General features: G+C 49.6%; 16 protein-coding genes. 3 read left to right on the top strand and 13 right to left on the bottom strand.

Translation table 11 applies throughout. The features are described from left to right. Positions 1–98: 98 nt before the first annotated feature. From NSU05_RS03840 to hmoA, 3 genes are all read left to right on the top strand, one after another. Complete coding sequence (locus NSU05_RS03840; protein ID WP_038428577.1) at positions 99–689, top strand: hypothetical protein; 591 nt, start codon at positions 99–101, stop codon at positions 687–689. A gap of 91 nt (positions 690–780) precedes the next feature. After that, entirely contained in the window at positions 781–1,143 is a 363-nt protein-coding gene (locus NSU05_RS03835; protein WP_003233803.1) for a VOC family protein, read from the top strand. Positions 1,144–1,246: 103 nt separating this feature from the next. Continuing rightward, positions 1,247–1,573, top strand: coding sequence for a heme-degrading oxygenase HmoA (gene hmoA / locus NSU05_RS03830; protein WP_003243958.1), 327 nt, complete (start codon positions 1,247–1,249; stop codon positions 1,571–1,573). A gap of 36 nt (positions 1,574–1,609) precedes the next feature. Here the strand turns inward: hmoA and NSU05_RS03825 are convergent, their stop codons facing one another. The 13 genes from NSU05_RS03825 to rhgT form a co-directional block, all read right to left on the bottom strand. Next, positions 1,610–2,305, bottom strand: a complete 696-nt coding sequence (locus NSU05_RS03825) for a DUF421 domain-containing protein (protein WP_015252601.1) — start codon at positions 2,303–2,305, stop codon at positions 1,610–1,612. 74 nt (positions 2,306–2,379) lie between these two features. After that, on the bottom strand, positions 2,380–3,723 hold the full coding sequence (lplD, locus tag NSU05_RS03820; protein ID WP_038428576.1) for an alpha-galacturonidase LplD: 1,344 nt from the start codon (positions 3,721–3,723) through the stop codon (positions 2,380–2,382). 8 nt (positions 3,724–3,731) lie between these two features. Next, positions 3,732–4,619 (bottom strand): carbohydrate ABC transporter permease, encoded by an 888-nt coding sequence (locus NSU05_RS03815; RefSeq protein ID WP_003242715.1) that lies wholly within the window; start codon positions 4,617–4,619, stop codon positions 3,732–3,734. A gap of 13 nt (positions 4,620–4,632) precedes the next feature. Beyond that, positions 4,633–5,589 carry a sugar ABC transporter permease gene (locus tag NSU05_RS03810; protein WP_038428575.1) on the bottom strand — a complete coding sequence of 319 codons (957 nt, stop codon included), beginning with the start codon at positions 5,587–5,589 and terminating at the stop codon, positions 4,633–4,635. A 54-nt stretch (positions 5,590–5,643) separates the two neighbouring features. Further along, a complete protein-coding gene (locus NSU05_RS03805; RefSeq protein ID WP_029726637.1) occupies positions 5,644–7,152 on the bottom strand; it encodes an extracellular solute-binding protein in 1,509 nt (502 codons plus the stop codon). A gap of 121 nt (positions 7,153–7,273) precedes the next feature. Then, positions 7,274–9,847 carry a hypothetical protein gene (locus NSU05_RS03800; protein WP_038428573.1) on the bottom strand — a complete coding sequence of 858 codons (2,574 nt, stop codon included), beginning with the start codon at positions 9,845–9,847 and terminating at the stop codon, positions 7,274–7,276. 43 nt (positions 9,848–9,890) lie between these two features. Next, positions 9,891–11,882 carry a beta-galactosidase YesZ gene (gene yesZ / locus NSU05_RS03795; protein WP_038428571.1) on the bottom strand — a complete coding sequence of 664 codons (1,992 nt, stop codon included), beginning with the start codon at positions 11,880–11,882 and terminating at the stop codon, positions 9,891–9,893. A 7-nt stretch (positions 11,883–11,889) separates the two neighbouring features. Beyond that, positions 11,890–12,543 carry a rhamnogalacturonan acetylesterase gene (locus NSU05_RS03790; protein WP_003233813.1) on the bottom strand — a complete coding sequence of 218 codons (654 nt, stop codon included), beginning with the start codon at positions 12,541–12,543 and terminating at the stop codon, positions 11,890–11,892. Between the two features lie 158 nt (positions 12,544–12,701). Continuing rightward, complete coding sequence (rhgX, locus tag NSU05_RS03785; RefSeq protein WP_339204489.1) at positions 12,702–14,540, bottom strand: rhamnogalacturonan exolyase; 1,839 nt, start codon at positions 14,538–14,540, stop codon at positions 12,702–12,704. 46 nt (positions 14,541–14,586) lie between these two features. Next, positions 14,587–16,449 carry a rhamnogalacturonan lyase gene (gene rhgW, locus NSU05_RS03780; RefSeq protein ID WP_082200927.1) on the bottom strand — a complete coding sequence of 621 codons (1,863 nt, stop codon included), beginning with the start codon at positions 16,447–16,449 and terminating at the stop codon, positions 14,587–14,589. Between the two features lie 120 nt (positions 16,450–16,569). Next, positions 16,570–17,196, bottom strand: a complete 627-nt coding sequence (locus NSU05_RS03775) for a YesL family protein (RefSeq protein WP_038428567.1) — start codon at positions 17,194–17,196, stop codon at positions 16,570–16,572. After that, positions 17,193–17,855 carry a YesU family protein gene (locus NSU05_RS03770; RefSeq protein ID WP_038428566.1) on the bottom strand — a complete coding sequence of 221 codons (663 nt, stop codon included), beginning with the start codon at positions 17,853–17,855 and terminating at the stop codon, positions 17,193–17,195. Before NSU05_RS03770 ends, NSU05_RS03775 begins: the two co-directional genes overlap by 4 nt. Further along, positions 17,848–18,546 (bottom strand): rhamnogalacturonan acetylesterase, encoded by a 699-nt coding sequence (rhgT, locus tag NSU05_RS03765; RefSeq protein ID WP_082098068.1) that lies wholly within the window; start codon positions 18,544–18,546, stop codon positions 17,848–17,850. The genes NSU05_RS03770 and rhgT overlap by 8 nt, the downstream gene beginning before the upstream one ends. Between the last annotated feature and the right edge of the window lies 1 nt (position 18,547).

Here is an 18,547-nt window from a genome sequence, read left to right as displayed (position 1 = left end):
AGAGCATTCCTGCTTCATATCCTTAGGCGAATGCACCAATAAGAGTCCGCCCGCATAAACTGCAATGTACAGTTTACAATGAGAAAGGACGTTATCACATGTATTATGTTGATCCTTATATGTTAGCGGGGCATTTTTATGAGCCTTGGCCTGCTTTTGAATATGAATACCGATATCCATGGCCTGGCATTGGCAGCGGTGCTGTTCCGGGCTCTGGCGGCGGCTCCGGCCCTGGCATTGGCGGCGGCGCTGTTCCGGGCTTCGGCGGCGGCTCCGGCCCTGGCATTGGCAGCGGCGCTGTTCCGGGCTCTGGCGGCGGCTCCGGCCCTGGCATTGGCGGTGGCGCTGTTCCAGGCTTTGGCGGCGGCTCCGGCCCTGGTATTGGCAGCGGTGCCAGCCCAGGCTTCGGCGGTGCGCCGCAGGGACCTCCTCCTTCCCAAATACCAGCGAAACCCCCAAAACCGCAGGGTTCTCAAGGAGCCGTTTTGTTAGTTGAACCAATCACCATTCGTCCTTGCCTTTTCCGATTTACCTATGTTTGGTTAACCAATGGCCGCTCATTTTGGTTCTACCCAATTATCCTTGGCAGAAGATCCGTCGGCGGCTTTTATTGGGATTCCTCACGGCGCCGCTGGGTTTATTTCGCCTTAGACACAAATCACATCGATGTTGTCAGCTGCTCATTTTAAAAATCAGCCGGTTTCCCGGCTGATTTTTTTATGTTACTTCGGCCGTAAACAGGTTATAGTATTATTATCTTTTCAACTTGGAGGTTTCCCTATGATCAAACAAATTGGCACTGTTGCTGTATATGTCGAGGACCAGCAGAAAGCGAAGCAATTTTGGACAGAGAAGGTAGGCTTTGATATTGCAGCGGACCACCCAATGGGACCTGAAGCAAGCTGGCTGGAGGTTGCGCCAAAAGGGGCCGAGACTCGTTTAGTCATTTACCCGAAAGCCATGATGAAAGGCTCAGAGCAAATGAAGGCTTCTATTGTGTTTGAATGCGAAGACATCTTTGGTACATACGAGAAAATGAAGACAAACGGTGTAGAATTTCTCGGTGAGCCCAATCAAATGGAGTGGGGCACCTTCGTTCAATTTAAGGACGAAGACGGAAATGTGTTTTTATTAAAAGAATAAACTGTTGCGCACGGCGGTTCGATTCCGCCCTGCGCTTTCTTTGACTTTGAGAATGAATTTCATTTACAATTATTCATATGTGAGAATGATTGGAGTGAGACAAATGTTTGTACAGTTGAGAAAAATGACGGTTAAAGAAGGCTTTGCAGATAAAGTCATAGAACGTTTCAGCGCTGAAGGAATCATTGAAAAACAAGAAGGTTTAATTGATGTGACAGTGCTTGAGAAAAATGTGCGCCGCGGTGATGAAGAAGTTGTTGTCATGATTCGCTGGGAATCAGAGGATCACTGGAAGCAATGGGAAAAAAGCGATGCGCATATCGCCGGCCATAAAGCAAACAAAGGCAAACCAAAGCCTGACTATCTGATCAGCACTGAAGTGAGCATGTACCATGTACGTGCTGTCAAACAAGGGACATACAATCAATAAAAAGCTTGCGCCTTGCTGCAAGCTTTTTTCTAAGAGTCATGTTGATCTGCTTTGTTCGTATGTTACGGTATACAGCGGCTTATTTTTATGCCATTCTGCAAATAACACGTCCTCTGTCTTATCAATGTTCTTCTTTTTCAATTCTTGCTTCAGCCACTGTTCATCCACACCTGCTTCCTTCAGATTATCCCGGACAAGCTCTCCATCTATGATTAACGTGATTGGCAGGGAAACAGACTTCGAAGGAACCTGCAAATCCTTATTGGTCGGTTTGTCAAAGTCTGATTTTGGAAGCACGCTGACCATCCCGTTTGTTTCCAAAATCGCATATTCTACTTCTTGGATCGAAAAGCTCCCAGCTTGCCTCAAAAGGCTTTGCAGCTGGTTAATGTCCATCTTATTTTTCTTCAATACTTTATATTGAAGCTCCCCTTTGCGGATGACGATATTCGGCTCGCCCTCCAAGAACTTTCGCGATGATTTCATTTTTTGCGTGATAAATTCAATAATATAAATCAGCACGCCCCACAATAGCGAAGCAAAAATAATTTCTTTGATTTTGATTTCATGATCGTAAACGGCATTTCCGACCAATTCTCCTAAAATTAAAGCAGAGATAAAATCAAACGGCGTAATTTGAGAAAATTGGGTTTTCCCGAGAAGCTTTAAGATGATAAATAAAATGCCTAGACCGCAGACCAGTTCTACCGCAACGCTTAAATAATTTCCCATATTGATAGCACCTACTTCTTGATTATACTATCAGTATGGTCAATGCTTTCCTTTCTAAACCGGAAAAGCTCCGCTCAACGTTGCATGGTGAATTGGAGCATGTCATTGAAAAGCTGCTCTGCATCACTGCGGTCAATCTTGACAAGCGGGTCATTGAGGAAGGCTTGAAACGCGAGGCCAGTGTCCTTTGTTAAACCTGCTTCCGCCACTGCCTCCTGATTGGATATATGCCTAGCCGCCAGCATTTCCACACCTTTCGGAAGCGCTCCGGACAAAATCGGCTGGACACGGTTCCTTGTGATGAATGCGTTTGTTTCGACAATGGCTTGTATAGGAAGGTTTGAGACCTGGCCTTGATTCGGCATATTTACATTTGTGACGAGTTCACCCAATCCGAGAAGAGCCGCTATGATATTCACGCCTTCTTCTCCCGAAGCTTTCTCAGCAACGCCTCGTTGTTGCACGATCAACCGTTCTGTTTCTTGTCGTTTCTCAGCTCTGTCTTGTTTTCTGAATGATATAGGTGTGAGATGAAATTTCCATACTTCAGGCTGTTTGAGGTATGGGCCGGGAAGAAACTCTGCCAGATGCCTGTCTCCCGCAGCAGGGATGGCGCCATACGTTTCAAATAAATCAAACGCAACACGGTGTGCCGAACAAAAGACGCTGTCCCTCCAGCTTTCCCCCTCCAGCTCATATCCTCCTGATTCCCCATAGTGCGCGCTGAATTCACGGAATATAGGCAGCAGGTCAATATGGCGGTAAGAGGCTTTTGTGATCCATGTAAAATGGTTAATGCCGAGCACATTAACGCGGATATCCTCACGCCGCGGCACCTCAATCCCCAGCCTTTCCGTGACCATTTCCGCCAATAACTTTTGCGTCCCGAATACCTCGTGGCAGCAGCCAATCGCTTTGATGCCGGGAAACACTTTATACAGCACTCTTGTACAGACAGACATCGGGTTTGTATAATTAATGACCCATGATTCAGGTGCGTAGTCTCTTATTGCCCGGGCAATTTCCGCAAATATCGGCACAGCACGCAAGCCCCTGATGATCCCTCCAGGCCCGACAGTATCACCTACAGACTGATAAATACCGCAGCGCTCAGGCAAGTGGACATCGACTTCCATATCATCCAGTGATCCCGGCAAAATGGAAATAATGACGATATCCGCGGCTGATAACGCCTTTTTCAAAGTAGAAACAGCCTCATATCTCCATCTGCCGTTCCCGCTGTGATTGCCGATCACTTCATTTTTCTGAGCGGCTTCAAAATCAAGATCATAGAGCGCCACCGTGCCTGACATCCGTTCATCAATCGACAAATCACTCATCAGGCTTCTGGCCCAGCCTTGGGACCCCCCGCCGATATAGGCAATCTTAATCCGATCTAATGTACTGATATGAAACACTCCCTTTCTCAGCCTTTCACCGAACCAATCAGCATCCCCTTTGCAAAGTGTTTTTGTAAAAATGGATAGACCGCCAAAATCGGCAGCGTCGCTATGACAATGACAGCGAGTTTAATTCCCTGCTCCGGCGGAACGGCATTTTGCATCGTATCGCCATTGGTCGCCGTTAAATCCGATAAAATCGTGACTTGGCGAAGCACCATTTGCAGCGGCCATTTTGCACTGTCATTGATATATAAGAGAGCGTGGAAGAAATCATTCCAAATCCCGACCGCATAAAACAGCGCAAAGGTCGCTATGACCGGCTTTGACAGAGGCAGGGCGATCCGCCAGAAGACGCCGATTTCGGAACAGCCGTCAATTTTTGCTGATTCCTCCAGCTCGCGCGGCAGCTGCTGAAAGAAGTTTTTGATAATAATAAGGTTGAACGGATTAATCGCCATCGGCAGAATCAATGCCCAATACGTATCCAAAAGGCCAAGTGATTTTACGACAAGGTACGTCGGAATCATGCCGCCTGAAAACAGCATGGAGAAAATCACCAGATTCAACAGCAGATTCCGTCCCTTCACATGCCGTTTCGCCAGCGGATACGCCATCGTGAAGGTAAAAAACAGCTGTACAGCCGTCCCAACCACCGTGATGAAGATGGACACGCCCATGCTTCGAAGGAACGTCGGTGTCGAAAACACATACTTGTAAGCATCAAGTGTAAAGGTTTTCGGGAAAATAAAGAAGCTCCGCTGGGCGAGTTCCGCTTCTGTCGCAAAGGAACCGGCGATAATATATAAAAACGGCAAAATGGTAATCGCGCCGACACCGCCGAGAAACAGAATGTTGCAGACGTCAAACACCCGTCCGGCTTTGGTGTTGTGCATCGTGTGAATTTCAGCCATACCTCTCCCTCCTCTAAAACAATCCTTCCTGATCAAACTTTTTCGCAATGTAATTGGCGCCAAAAATCAAGATAATCCCGACAACTGATTTAAACAAACCGACCGCCGTGCTGTAGCTATACGCCCCTTGGGTAATCCCCATCATGTACACATACGTGTCGAAGATGTCAGCCACACTGCGGTTGAGCGAGTTCGTCATCAAATACACCTGTTCAAAGCCTAGATTCAAAAAGCTGCCGATTCTTAAAATCAACAAAACGATAATGGTGCTTCTAATCGCCGGCAGCGTAATATGCCACATTCTCCTGAACCGCCCCGCTCCGTCCATGATGGCCGCTTCATACTGCTCTTGATCAACCGTAGCAAGCGCTGCCAAAAATAGAATCGTTCCCCAGCCCGTCTCCTTCCAAATGCTTTGCATCACAATCATTGGCCGGAACCAGTCTGCATCCGACAAGAAAGAAATCTGCTCACCTGTCAGGCTCATGATCATTTTGTTGATCACACCTGTATCGACAGTAAAAAAAACGAAGGTGATGCTGATCACAATTGTCCATGATACAAAATGGGGTACGTAAATAAAGGTTTGGATACATCTTTTATACACAGCCTTTCTTACCTCATTCAAAAGCAGGGCCAAAATGAGAGGCGCGGGAAAGGCAAACAAAAGATCCAGACTCGCCAGCATGAGGGTGTTGCGCAGCAGCCGGAAAAAATCCGGATTCATAAAAAAGTCTTTGAAATAATCAAAGCCGACCCATTCGCTTTTCCAGAAGCCGAGATATGGCGAATAGTCTTTAAAAGCGATCAGCACACCCCACATCGGCAAGTATTTGAAAATCAAGAAATAAAGCAGACCGGGAATAAGAAGAAGATAAAGCCATTTGTCCCGTTTGAGCGCAGCCATCCAGCTGATGCCTTTTCCAGCGGTGAGAACAGGTGCATCTCCCTTCTTCGGCACTGTTTCCATATCTGTTCTCCTTTCGTGATACCGGGGCGCCCGCCGAAAGGCAGGCGCATCGGTTTATTTTGACGATTGGTACAATTTGTTCAAGTCCTTCATCAGGTCATTGCCGCCGCTTTTTTTCCAAAGCTCCACTGCATCAGCGAACCCTTTTTCATCAATTTCTCCAATGATAAATTGTGTTCTCGCGTCGAGGATGATGTTGTCAAGCTGGGCTCCTTTTTGGGTATAGACATCAGATACAAGCGACTCAGCTGGGTTAAAGACGGCTATTTTTTCTCCTTCGGTTATGATGTCCTTGCGATGCTGGAAGAGCTTGGTTTTCTGGTCTTCGATGTAATACTCGCTTTTCGGAATCGACATGCTGAACTGTGCCAAGCCTTCATGCTCATACAGGAGAGATTTGTTGTTTTTTTCAAGTGAGGTGAATACGCCGTCCTTGAGCTCGTAATTGCGGCCCTTCACTCCGTTGTTCGTGAGAATCTGCGCTTCCTTATCATTCATCTTATCGAGGAAGGACAGCACCTCTTTCAGCTCTTTTTCAGTTTTGACGCTTGATTTTGGTATCGTGATCATGCCTGAATAACCAGATGTCGGGAAAGTGCGCTTGCCATTCGGTCCCTCAAGCGAGCCGACGATATCAATGATATCCTTGTTCGACTCATCCGCCTCCTCCATCGCGCTTTGGATTTGAGACGCTCTTGAGCCTGTATCAACGATGACACCCGCTTTTCCTTTTACAACCGGATCATTCCACTTCGCAGAATCCATGACAGCAAAATCCTTATTGATCAATCCCTCATCATAGAGCTTTTTAAAAAACGTGAGCGCATTCATGTATTCCTTCGTTGTAAAATCTGGAATCAGCTTTCCGTTTTCAACACCGTAGCGGTTCGGAGCGCCGAACCAGATTTGCAGAACATCCCATGGGCTTCCATTGCCGAGTCCCATCCATTTCGGCACGACCATGCCGTACGTATCATCCTTGCCGTTTCCGTCAGGATCTTTTTCCTTAAAGGCTTTCAGCACTTCATAGAAATCATCAAGCGTTTCCGGCATATCCAGACCGACATTTTTCAGCCAGTCGGTTCTGATGATCATACACGCCCTGATCAGATCCCTCGTTCTGTAGATTCCGTACACCTCGCCGTTCACCGAGCTGTTCTTCAAAATCTTTTCATCTGCCTGGCTTAAATTCTTGTAGTCTTTTAAATAAGGAGACAGTTCCCAAAACGCCCCTGCTTTGACAGACTTGATAAAGCCGGCTGACTTATCTTTAATGACAATCGCGTGAGGCATCTCTCCTGAAGCCATGACGATGTTGAATTTGTCGTTGTAGGATGAATCAGGCACCCATGTGACCTTAATCTCTTTGCCTGTGTATTTTTCGAGCGCTTTTAATGAAGGGCTTTTATCACTCGGGCTTTCCGGCGATAAAAGCGGCGCCATAATTTTGATCGTATCTTTCGAACCGCTTGCTGAATTGGATGTTTCCGAATGGCTGCATCCGGCGATCATCATGGCAGCAAGCGGCAAGGCCATCCATTTTTTTCGCATTCTTATTTTCATGTTGCGTAAGTCCCCCTTTTTTCAATTTGCATTTCCCCTTTGCCCCTCTCAATATAAAGCGCTTACATAAATTCTTGCAATCTTCATTTTTTGCACCATTTCTCCTATGAAATTCCGGCTGTTATCCTTTTTTGCCCGATGTTTCTTTTTTTGCCGGAAGGGAATCTCCGATCAGTTCCAGCGCCGCTATGACATTTAAACACCATTGAGAGACAGTGTTCGTTGTCACCCATGGAAGCTCCTCTAGCTGCGTCCATGTCTCGATGCGCTCCGGTTTGATCGGAAGCGGCGTATGGCTGAGCTTATCATCGAGCAAAAGATTCCACGCTTTGGCGGCGAGATGAGGATCTTGTTTTTTTCTCGCGGCGTAGGCTGTCATACCGGCGGCGAACATCGGCCAGTGAAAATGCCTGTCATGAAGAGCGCCTCCGCTTTTTTTCCGTTTTTCCTCATCACTGAGTGTGTAAAATTCGCCGAATTCACTCAGCATATCCTCCCATTCCCGGTCATCAAGAAGCTCAGCCAGCTCCATCCACACTTGCGGCGCGCCGAAGGCAATGATCATATGATATCCGCCCGCAATGCCGTCTCCCATGTGATGAAGCATCGAGGTCGCCGGGTCATATTCAAATGTCGGGCCGGATAATAAGCGGAGCGGCAGCAGCTTCAGACAGTTGATTCCCGTTTCGATTTTTTTGAGATATTTCGGATTTTCGGTCCGCTCCCATTCCGCCAGCCAGTTCGAGCAAAACGCCGCCCAGTCCGGTCCCGTTCTGGCGTGAGTCGGGTGCTTGCCTTTCTCGTAAAAAGCGCGCATCGGATCGGTTTTGACGAGGGCATAATCGGCATCCTTCACTTCTGTCAAAAGATCTCCCGTCCGCTCATCACCCGTCAGATAATAATAGAATTTATAAAGCCCGGCCATGCTGATTCTCGCTTCCTTGCAGCCGCATCCCCAGTGCACAACGTTATGCCGTGAACCAAGTCCGGCGTATTCACCGAGGTGAAAGCTGTCCGTTTCGCTCGTATGGCGGGTCATGGCTTCTGCCATGCGAAAGATATCCTCTCTGCCTGAGCGGAAAAACGCCTGCCACAGCCATAGGGTCGGAACGAGCTCATTGTTTTGCCATGCGTATCCACCGAGATCGTACCGCCACATATGCCGGATCGGGTCATACGTATGCATGACATCGCCATAATGCCAAAAACCGTACCATCTGCGTTGCTCTACTTCCTTTTTATAAAACAGAAAGGCCGCATCAAGCTGTTCTTCCAGCTCTTTTTTGAGCGGATGGGATGTGTCAATGATGCTCCATACCCCGAGTGCTTTTGATTCGTAATAGACGTCCGGCTCGCATACAATGAGCGGCGGCGCCTGCCATTTGTCAGCCAGCGCATTGAGGACTTCGTCAGACGGCATGTGCGAAAAGCACGCCAGGCTTATTTCATTTGTGTTCGCAATGCCTGTCGGATCAGAGCGCATTTCATCAAAGCCTTCATACGCGCTGGCCACGTGGGTGTTTCCTGTATAATGCCGCAAATCCATCGCTTCGCCGTCCGGAGGCCAAAGCCAGATAGTCATTTTGGGGCGGCTGCCGGCAAGACCTGTGATTTCCAGTGCTGAAGGATATTTCTCAAAGAAATACCGCAGGCCGAGAGCCACACCGCCATTTTCTCCGCCCGCATAGCAAAGCCCCTTCGCCCGGCTGCCATGCAGCATGCCGATCCACGCATAATCTTTTCCGGTCCGTTTAGACAGGCTGTAATGATCGCTGGAATCTTGCACGAGCTTGACATCGTCCCAAACCGCATTCTGTGTGCCATGTGCAAACCATTCCTTATGCTCTTCATCTGAAGACAGCATTTCTCCATTGATTTGTTTTTCATAAAGCGGATATCGTTCATTGAATTTACGTGTGCCAAACAGCTGGGCGGGTTCTTTGTACATCCCTTTCTCTCCCGCAAAGCGGAAATGGCGGTTGTACGGCTCTCCCTCCCAAAAAAGGGCAAATTCGATACCGAGCCCCTTTATGAATTCTTGTTTACCGCTCCTGTCAATCAGCTGCGTGTGCACAAGGCCGATCTCAGACAGCCCGGCATAAAACGTCAATCGGATGACAAACGGCAGCCATTCTTCATTCGTTTTATGGAGCACATGCACTCCCTCGATTTTGACTACTGCTTTGACAGGACCACTCTGCTCAATCGCCGCCCGTTTGATAACGCTGACAGACGTTTCTTGAAAAAGAACCGTTTCCGCCGCTGACTCCTTTCTCGTTTCTCTAATGGCAACGAGCCTCCCGCCTGCGGCGATCGGCTTTCCGTTGATCTGCAATGATTGAATGAAATCAGATCCTGTTTTATGAATGGTACAAACGAGTGCTCCTGTATCCACTTGGATATCGTGCTCTGTCTCATGAATACTGAGCGATTCAGTTGGCTGCGGGACTTCTCTTTTTTGTACGATAAAGCTTTGGTTTTCCTTACCGCCAAACACCGCCGCGTGCTTTGTCCACTTGATGCTCCCGTCCGGCCAATAGGCCGACGGTTCGCTTTGCACATATCGCGTTTCCGCGTTTTCATTCATAAGCGCCAGACGGTCACCCTTTTTTAATTCTCCTTTTTTCCATGGCACGCCCCACGTCACACCGCTTATCACCTTTGGCTGTCCTGATAACCATTTGATCTTTTTCATCGGTCTCTCCCTCCATAGAAAAAAGCTGATTCGATGCAAAGAATCAGCTGGGATTGTCAAATTGAATCACACGGTATTCATGCGGTCCGACCGCCAGCCTCCCCGCTTTGGTCAAACAGTTCGTCAACAAATCCATTCCCGCTTCCGGCAATGTCACGCTCCCGCCTTTTCCATCCATATTCACAACGATCCACACAAGGCCGTTTTCGCCTATACGCGGGGCAACGATCGTGCCGGGTGTCACATCCGACCGGCTGGAAATAACAGCTTCCTCCGCGTAATGCCTAACGAGCGCTTCCAGCATCGCATCCCCTTCTTTCCCGGATGGAAGCGAGCCCAGCATGACAATTTTCCCCTCGCCGTAATTCCGTTCCGTCAGAAATGCATGGCCCGCCCCCGGTCCTGATTCAACCGTGCCAAGGGTGTTTCCGCTCTCTGTGTCAAACACCGCGCTCCATAGTCCGAGCGGTGCCGTGATGCCAAACGCTTTTCCTGTATTCACGTTCTCATTCATCGGAAAGGTAAAAAGTGTTTTGATCCCTGACGTTTTCTCAAGTTCGCCAAGTCCGCAATCGGTATGAATGGTATGCTCGCATGTGCGCCCTCCTGTCAGCGGCCCAGTGATCCAGATGCCGCCCGCTTCAGCGAATGCCGAAGCTTTTTTGATAAATTCAGAAGACAAATACGGCACAAATGGCGTAAACAGCAAGCGATAGCCGTCCAGTGGAGCGCCTTCCGGAATAAGGTCACGGTGAATCCCCGTGTTGAGAATACGTTCATAAAAATGCGTCACAAGCGAACGATGCCGGAGTCCCCGGTGAGGCTCAGTTTTAATAAATGCTTTTGCTCTGTCAGAGTAAGTCATTGCCGCCTCGGCTTGAACGGGTTCAGTCGATAGAATAATAGGCTCGATTTCCTTTCTTGCCCGCTCAACCGCCAGCACATTTTGATAGCCGATGGTGGGTTCGCCCCAGGCACTGAGAACCGAACCGTGGGAAATCTCGCTGCCTGAACGCTGCTGTCGCCATAGCCAGTAGCAAAATCCCTGGCTTCCTAAGGCGTAGGACGATACGGCTTCGGCCTGCAAATACCCGTCTGCGTGCGGGTAAGCGGAGCTTTCAAGCGAGGCGGCATACGACGGACTCGTTTCCAAAATCCAAAACGGGCGTCCCTGTTTCAGATTTCTCCATAAATCACAGTTCAATAAAAAGGCAGAGGCGTTTTCCTGCGAAGCGTACGTGTCATAGGAGGCAAAATCGAGATTCTGAAACATTCGCTCATTGTCCACGCTGAACATGACTGATCCGTTATGCGTGATCGGCGCATCTGAATAGCAGCGGATGATTTTGGCCTGTTCATCCGCAAACGAAGCGATCATCTCCATCGAAAACAGCTGATACATGGTGCTTAGGGAAGCGTGATGCAGAAACGGGGCCGGTCCCGGCTGTGGGACTTGCTCAAACGTCTGATAGGTTTCGCTCCACACATCGGTTCCCCAAGCTTCATTCAAGCGCTCAATCACCCCGTAGCGATTTTTGAGCCAGTCATGCCATAAGCGCAAGCATGTCTCACACATGCATTCTGCAACATGGCATTTAAACTCATTGTCTAGCTGCCATCCGATCAGCCCCGGGAGCCGGCCAAGCTCCTTGGCGATGGCTGTGGTGATGATGGCGGCTTTTTTTCGGAAATACGGGTTGTTCGTACAGGCATGCTGACGGGAGCCATGCCCCATGATCTCTCTTTTTTCATTGACATGCATGCGTTCGGGCCGGCCGTGTGAGAACCAAATTGGCGGGGTAGGCGTCGGCGTGCACATAATCGTTTCGATCCCGCTTTCATACAGCCGGGCGATGATTTCTTTGAAAAAACCGACGTCAATTTTTCCTTCTTCAGGTTCCATGACAGACCAGGCAAATTCGCCGATCCGCACAACATTTACGCCAACTTCACGCATGATGTCAATGTCCTGCTGAATCGTCTCTTCATCCCATAATTCCGGATAATAGCAAGCGCCATGATACAGTTTTCTCATCCCATTTTCACCTTTCTTTGATGATCGATTCTGTCAATGGCAGGCCGAGCTCCTTTATGCCTTTTGCCACAAGTTTCGCCATTTCATTTGCGCCTTTTTTTGTAAAATGCGTGTAATCGTTAATCCCTTCTGAAATCATAAAATAGGTGTACACTTTTTCCTCGCCCTTCTCAGTAAAGAAAGCGAGACTTTTCTCCATCAGATCAATGAGCTGGACATTCTCCTCTTCAGCCGTCTGCTTCATGGCAATGCAGTAATCAGGAAAATCGTTCAAAAACACGCCGTTTTCGTAATGAAAGCGGGCTACGGGGGTAATGAGAAGCGGATGGGCGCCTTTTTCCCGCGCGCCTGCGATATACTGCTTTAAATATTGTTTATAAGTAGTATAGGGCTCGGTGTAGCGCTCCGGCTTATTTTTTGACGCGTCATTATGGCCCATCTGCACGAACAGCCAATCATCCGGCTCAATCACATCGAGGATTGCCTGAAGCCTGCCCTCTTCCACAAATGTTTTCGAGCTTCTTCCCCCGATCGCTCTGTTGATCACTTGAATATGCTCCGGCAGATGCGAGCCGAGAAACTGCCCCCAGCCCCCTTGATTTGTGCTGTCTCCATACGTTTGAACAGTCGAATCGCCGGCAAGATAAATATGATTTGCCATTTTTTCATTCCTCCTCGTTTTTTATACAGCTTCCATCACGGATAGCTCTTCCCTTGAAAAAGACCGGTGCGTACAGCGCTTGAGCATTGGTTCGTCCTGCCCGTTCGTTAATCATCTTGTCGTAGCGTTCAGCCTTTGCGTCTTATCCCTTAGTCCTCCTACAGCGGCGCCTCCGCTTTACTTCCCACTATGTACAGGGCGGGCTTCGGCGGTTTTTTCATTCCCGTTCCGAGGTAAAAGCTCGTGTGCGGCGGCTGGTTGTAGGCGGTATTCTGCCAGGCGATGCCGAGCCTGTAAACCGGATCATGCATCAGCGTGTAAAAGCGGTGGCGGGTGAGATGTGTCGTTGTATAGATACGGAGCGCGCTGCTGTCTTCCGTTCTCCATATCACTTCTTCCCGCCAGTCTCCGAACAGGTTGGCCTGAAGAACCGGGTTTCCTTTCGTGCCGTTGTTGGACAGCACGCCGGCCGGCTGAAATATCGTCTTCAGACAGCCGTTTTCAGCATCCCATTTTTCAATCTTTGGCCTGCCAATCGTTCCGTCCCAGTCATGATCAAGCAGTTCTCTGACCAAATCACCGTCCCACCAGATGGCGAAATTGGCTGAAGCGGGCGCTTTGTCGCTGATTTTTTCGCCTTTGCTCGTGAAAAGCCCATACGACATGCCATCATTGCCCGGCGGATCAATTCCCCAGACGAGCGACCCTTTGTAGCTTGGATCAATATGAGCTGCCATGCCCCGGCCAACGTCAGTTCCAGCATGGACGCCCCATAATATCTCACCGGTTCCGGCATCTCGCAGTGACAGTCCGTACGGCTTCGTGGCGTCCTCATGCACCTGAAACACTTCAAGCCCTTTTCGTGACGGGTCCAGATCCCCTACATGCATCGCGTCTCCGTGCCCGAGCCCCGTTGAGTACAGGCCGGTTCCGTCATGATCGACAGCCATTGCGCCGTATATGATTTCATCTTTTCCGTCTCCGTCAACGTCTGCCACGCTCAAGCTGTGGTTCCCCTGTCCTGCGTACGCTTCATGGCCCTGCTGGTTGGAGTCAAATAGCCAGCGTTTTTTGAGCCTTCCGTTTCTGAAATCGTATGCTACGAGAACGGCTCTCGTATAATAGCCCCGCGCCATCACGAGGCTCGGCCGCTCCCCATCCAAATAAGCGATCCCGGCGAGAAAACGGTCCATCCGATTTCCATAGCCGTCTCCCCAATCCTCCAGTTTGCCGCGGGGCGGTTCATATTCCACGGTCGTGAGCGCCTCACCGGTTTCTCCTTTAAACACCGTCAAATATTCCGGTCCGGACAGAATCCTTCCCTGTTCATTTCTAAAATCGGCATGCTCATCACCGATGATATGTCCTTTCCCGTCTGTTGTGCCGTCAGCTGTTTTCATGGCGATTTCTGCTTTTCCGTCACCGTCAAGGTCATACACCATAAATTGCGTGTAATGAGCGCCCGCTCTGATGTTTCTGCCGAGGTTGATGCGCCACAAAAAGGTGCCGTCCAGTTTATAGGCATCTATGAGCACCTCCCCGGTATAACCGTCATGAGCGTTGTCTTTTGAATTGGATGGGTCCCACTTCAGGATCATTTCATATTCTCCATCCCCGTCTATATCCCCGACACTGGCATCATTGGCGCTGTAAGTGTACGGCTTTCCGTCCGGCGCCACACCGCCTTCCGGTTTGGCAAGCGGAACCTCCAGGACATTTTCCTGCCAAACACGAGCTTCCTTGGAAAGCTTTTCTTCCCGTCCTTTATTGACAGCCGCCACTTGATAAACAGAGTCAGCCGTTCCATTTTGATCGAGAAAATTAGTGCTTTCATCGATTGGATCGCGGGTGATCCGCTTTCCATCCCGATAAAGGTGAAAAGCCGTCGTCTCATGATCCGTGCCGAGAAAACGCCAGCTGACAAACACGCCCTGTTCTGTCTTTACCGCAATCAAACCTCTGGTCAGGTATTCCATTTGCCTCTTTTTTGGTTTCATTTTAATGGGAACGGGCTGCGCGCAGCCCGTTCCTTCCCCCTTTCAGTTAAGGCGTATACATATTTGGTTTTGGCTGTTCCGCCATGCCGTCTCCTAAAAAGAAGCTTGTGTGCGGCGGCTGGTTATAGGCGACATTTTGCCAGGCGATGCCAAGCCGGTACACCGGATCGTGTATCAGCGTATACAGCCTGTGCTCAGTCGGAATGGTCGTCGTGTAAATGCGCAGTGCACTGCTGTCCTCCGTTCTCCACACCACTTCCTCGCGCCAGTCACCGAGCAGATCAGCCTGAAGCGTTGGTGTTGCTTTTGTGCCGTTGTTAGCCGCTGCGCCTGATGCAGTCAGCACATTTTTCGATACGCCGTTTTGATAATCCCACTTATCAATTCGGTTGCTGTCCAGCTGTTCCCGCAGCAGATCGCCGTCCCACCAGATGCCGAAGTTGGTCGAGGACGGAGCCCCGCTTCCGATTTTGACCCCTTTCGCTGAGTAGAGAGAACCGTTTGCCCACACCTCCTGTCCCGGATAACGCGGGTCAATATCAGCAGCCATTCCCCGGCCTACATCCTTGCCGGCATAAACGCCCCAAAGGATTTTTCCGGTTGCAGCATCCCGAAAAGATAAGCCGTATTTTGCATTTTTGTCCTCATGAACTTGAAACACCTCAAGCCCCGGCCGGCCCGGATCAAGATCTCCTGTATGAAGGGCATCCCCATGGCCTAATCCGGTCGAGTACATGCCTTTCCCGTCATGATCAACAGCCATTGAGCCGAAAATAATCTCATCTTTTCCATCCCCGTCAACGTCCGCGATGCTCAGGTTGTGATTCCCCTGTCCAGCAAACGCTTCATTTCCTGACTTTGAGGAGTCCAGCGTCCAAAGCTTTGACAGCTTTCCATCCCTGAAGTTATAGGCAACTAGCATGGTTTTAGCGTAATACCCTCTGGTCATGATCAGGCTCGGCCGCTGTCCATCAAGGTAGGCAATGCCGGCGAGAAAACGGTCAACACGGTTGCCGTAGCTGTCTCCCCAATCCGACACATTGCCGCGCGTCGGTTCAAAATTTGCGGTGACAAGCTCTTTCCCGGTTGAACCTTGAAACACAGTGAGATATTCAGGGCCTGAAAGCACACGCCCCTGTTCATTTCTGTAATCTGCATTGGCATCTCCAATTACTTTGCCCGTGCCGTCTTTTGTCCCGTCTGCCGTTTTCATTGCCACTTCCGCTTTTCCGTCACCATCAAGGTCATACACCATAAACTGGGTGTAGTGCGCGCCCGCTCTGATGTTTTTGCCGAGATTGATCCGCCATAACTTTGTGCCATCCAGTTTATACGCGTCAATCAGCACGTCACCCGTATAGCCATCCTGTGAATTGTCTTTTGAGTTAGACGGGTCCCATTTCAGGATCAGCTCGTATTGCCCGTCACCATCCACATCGCCAACACTTGCGTCATTAGCGCTGTACGTGTAAGCTTCACCCTTTGGCGTCGTGCCGCCAGCCGGTTTATCCATCGGGACGGAATGATACGGCTGCGCCCATACGGAGGCTTTTTCAGAAGCCGGCTGTTCGGTACCGTTTACAACAGCCCGAACCGTATACGTTGAGCCCGCCGATCCGTTTTTATCCACATAGTTCGTTGTTTTGACAGGCGCAGCATTCAGTTTTTGCCCGTCTCTGTACACATTGAACAAAACAGATGCGTTTTCGGTTCCAAGAAACCGCCAGCTGACAAAAATGCCCCCGTCCGTCTTGACCGCTACAAGCCCCCGGTTCAGCGCTTCCATCTGCCGCGCTGCCCCTTCAGCTTTCACAGGACATACAGAGGCTCCCATCACCAACAAGACCAGCAACGTAACAGCGGTAAACATGCGTTTCCTTCGTGTAATCATCAGACAGCTCCTTCTCATTTATCTGTAAGCGCTTACCTAAATTGGATTTTATGCGCTGTGTGAGCTGTCTTCAATTTCACTTTTTTGCATCTGCCTATTTCGGACAATGCACTTTTTTGCGTATTTGTCATTTTTTTGTTACCCGGCTTGATGATGCTGGGCCTCCGTCTTTTGAAATCCCCTAAGAGCAAAAAACATCAACACAAGCCCAAATAAACATGGGCCGTAAAACGGAATCAGGCCAGGAAGCGTATACAGCAAATAAAGGACAAATCCGCACCCGATCAGCATACAGCCGGTCGTCAGCGGCCTCATGGCGCCAAAAAGCAGTGCCTGCGGAATATATTTGCGAAGCGGGAGCTGGTAATGCACATAAAGGGGAAACACATACATCAGCGCGATGATATACAAAAGCCCTGCAAGCAGCGTGCAGCTTGTTACGGCAAAGGACAGCCAATCCGTACTGGCAGAAAAATAATGATAGTTCGCGGACAATATGAGCAAAAGAGCCCAAAACGCCAATCCGATCGCATTAACCTTGAGAAACTCTTTTTTATAGGTATCGAGAAATAACGGAAATATCGGGACATCCTTTTGCCCCATCAGCCATTTCCTTATAACGGCACACATCGCGGCTGTGCTCGGCGCCCATCCGAAAAGAACGCCGCCCAAAAGTGTAAACAACAGCCACAGCCCGTTGAGCCATGCTATTTTCACCACCGCTTCGCAGCCTGCATAAAGCGCATCCGTTACATTCGTCTTCATCTTCTCACCGCTTGATGCACGGCAAAATCCCTGTAAACGGCTTTCATGGGGGCCATCTGCCGGAACCCGATTTTTCCTTTTGTTAACACAGGCCCATATGTGCTGCCGTCGTCCATCCACTCAAGAATGGGCAGACCATTGATTGAAAAGTGCACATAGCCTTTGTCTTTGATCAGCTTCATACGATACGGAGAATCAGCGTCGTCTGGAGCAGGCAGCGGATCGGCACCCATTGCGGCGAGGTGGAAACCGCGGCTTTTTCTTAAATTGCAGGTGCGGAATGCTCTTTCCTCCGCGTATTTTCTGCGGAAATACGACAGGTGGAGAGCGTTGACGTCCCCCGAATGATACTCGGGGTATTGTCCCGTTCTTTTCTGGAGACTTGGATCAAACAAATCCTCGCCTCCCATTCCCGCAGCAGAAAAAAACAGCATACACAATCCCGGCTGCTCGATCGGAGAGAAATCCCATGTCACAATGATGCCGTCTGGAAAGGTTTCCGGACACCAAAAGACAAAGTGCGCTTCATCCTGGACATGTGACAGGTGCAAGCTGTGATCGTCAAATGAGATCTGTCCGCCTCCCTCCATCCGCCAGTCCTTCACATCGCTTTTAGACCGGAGCGGATTGCGGTACAAGCAAGCGCCTTCCTTATACATGTTCTTTTCCCTCCCGGCTCACAAGGTGGTCCTTAAGCGGAAGTCCGAGCTCTTCAATGCCTTCTGCCACAAGCTTCGCAACCTCCATTGCCCCTTCTTCCGAAAAATGCGTATTGTCCTCAATGCCGTCCGGGTAATTCGGATGTTCATTCGGCTGAAACCAAACGAACAATCGCTTCGACTCCTCCGGCCCGTATGCTTCATACAGCACCTTTGTTTTCGCAAGCAGATCAATCACAGGTACATCGAGCTCCTTCGCCAGTGCTTTCATCGCATCAGGGTACTCGCCGAGCGTATGCTCAATCCGTCCGTTTTCATCAAAGCGGCGGCGCTGCACCGATGTGACGAACACAGGATGCGCGCCCTTTTCGCGTGCCGTATCTGCAAACAAGGTAAGAAACTGCTGAAATGTGGAGTACGGCTTCGTCCCCCGCGGTTTTTGGTCATTGTGGCCGAATTGAATCAACAAATAATCGCCTTGTGTGATGCGTTCGGCAATTGCTTGAAGCCTTCCTTCCTCCACAAAAGAATTGGTGCTCGCTCCTCCTTTGGCATGATTGCGGACCAGCACATCTTCAGAAAACAATTGCCCGAATACCTGCCCCCACCCCGCCATCGGCGCTTCATGAGGCGGGCAGTCACTCACAGTGGAATCCCCCGCTAAAAATACTTGAATCGGTTTCTTCATCACA

Origin of the sequence: Bacillus sp. EU52 (assembly GCF_037964975.1) — a bacterium.
GTDB classification, from domain to species: Bacteria; Bacillota; Bacilli; order Bacillales; family Bacillaceae; genus Bacillus; species Bacillus subtilis.
The sequence above is the reverse complement of the archived record's forward strand: the minus strand, read 5'-3'. Positions and strand labels throughout refer to the sequence as shown.

Bases quoted from the DNA above. Each gene is read 5' to 3' on its own strand.
- NSU05_RS03840 (WP_038428577.1), top strand. From the start codon at position 99: ATGTATTATGTTGATCCTTATATGTTAGCGGGGCATTTTTATGAGCCT.
- NSU05_RS03835 (WP_003233803.1), top strand. From the start codon at position 781: ATGATCAAACAAATTGGCACTGTTGCTGTATATGTCGAGGACCAGCAG.
- hmoA (WP_003243958.1), top strand. From the start codon at position 1,247: ATGTTTGTACAGTTGAGAAAAATGACGGTTAAAGAAGGCTTTGCAGAT.
- NSU05_RS03825 (WP_015252601.1), bottom strand. From the start codon at position 2,305: ATGGGAAATTATTTAAGCGTTGCGGTAGAACTGGTCTGCGGTCTAGGC.
- NSU05_RS03815 (WP_003242715.1), bottom strand. From the start codon at position 4,619: ATGGCTGAAATTCACACGATGCACAACACCAAAGCCGGACGGGTGTTT.
- NSU05_RS03810 (WP_038428575.1), bottom strand. From the start codon at position 5,589: ATGGAAACAGTGCCGAAGAAGGGAGATGCACCTGTTCTCACCGCTGGA.
- NSU05_RS03805 (WP_029726637.1), bottom strand. From the start codon at position 7,152: ATGAAAATAAGAATGCGAAAAAAATGGATGGCCTTGCCGCTTGCTGCC.
- NSU05_RS03800 (WP_038428573.1), bottom strand. From the start codon at position 9,847: ATGAAAAAGATCAAATGGTTATCAGGACAGCCAAAGGTGATAAGCGGT.
- yesZ (WP_038428571.1), bottom strand. From the start codon at position 11,882: ATGAGAAAACTGTATCATGGCGCTTGCTATTATCCGGAATTATGGGAT.
- NSU05_RS03790 (WP_003233813.1), bottom strand. From the start codon at position 12,543: ATGGCAAATCATATTTATCTTGCCGGCGATTCGACTGTTCAAACGTAT.
- rhgX (WP_339204489.1), bottom strand. From the start codon at position 14,540: ATGAAACCAAAAAAGAGGCAAATGGAATACCTGACCAGAGGTTTGATT.
- rhgW (WP_082200927.1), bottom strand. From the start codon at position 16,449: ATGAGAAGGAGCTGTCTGATGATTACACGAAGGAAACGCATGTTTACC.
- NSU05_RS03775 (WP_038428567.1), bottom strand. From the start codon at position 17,196: ATGAAGACGAATGTAACGGATGCGCTTTATGCAGGCTGCGAAGCGGTG.
- NSU05_RS03770 (WP_038428566.1), bottom strand. From the start codon at position 17,855: ATGTATAAGGAAGGCGCTTGCTTGTACCGCAATCCGCTCCGGTCTAAA.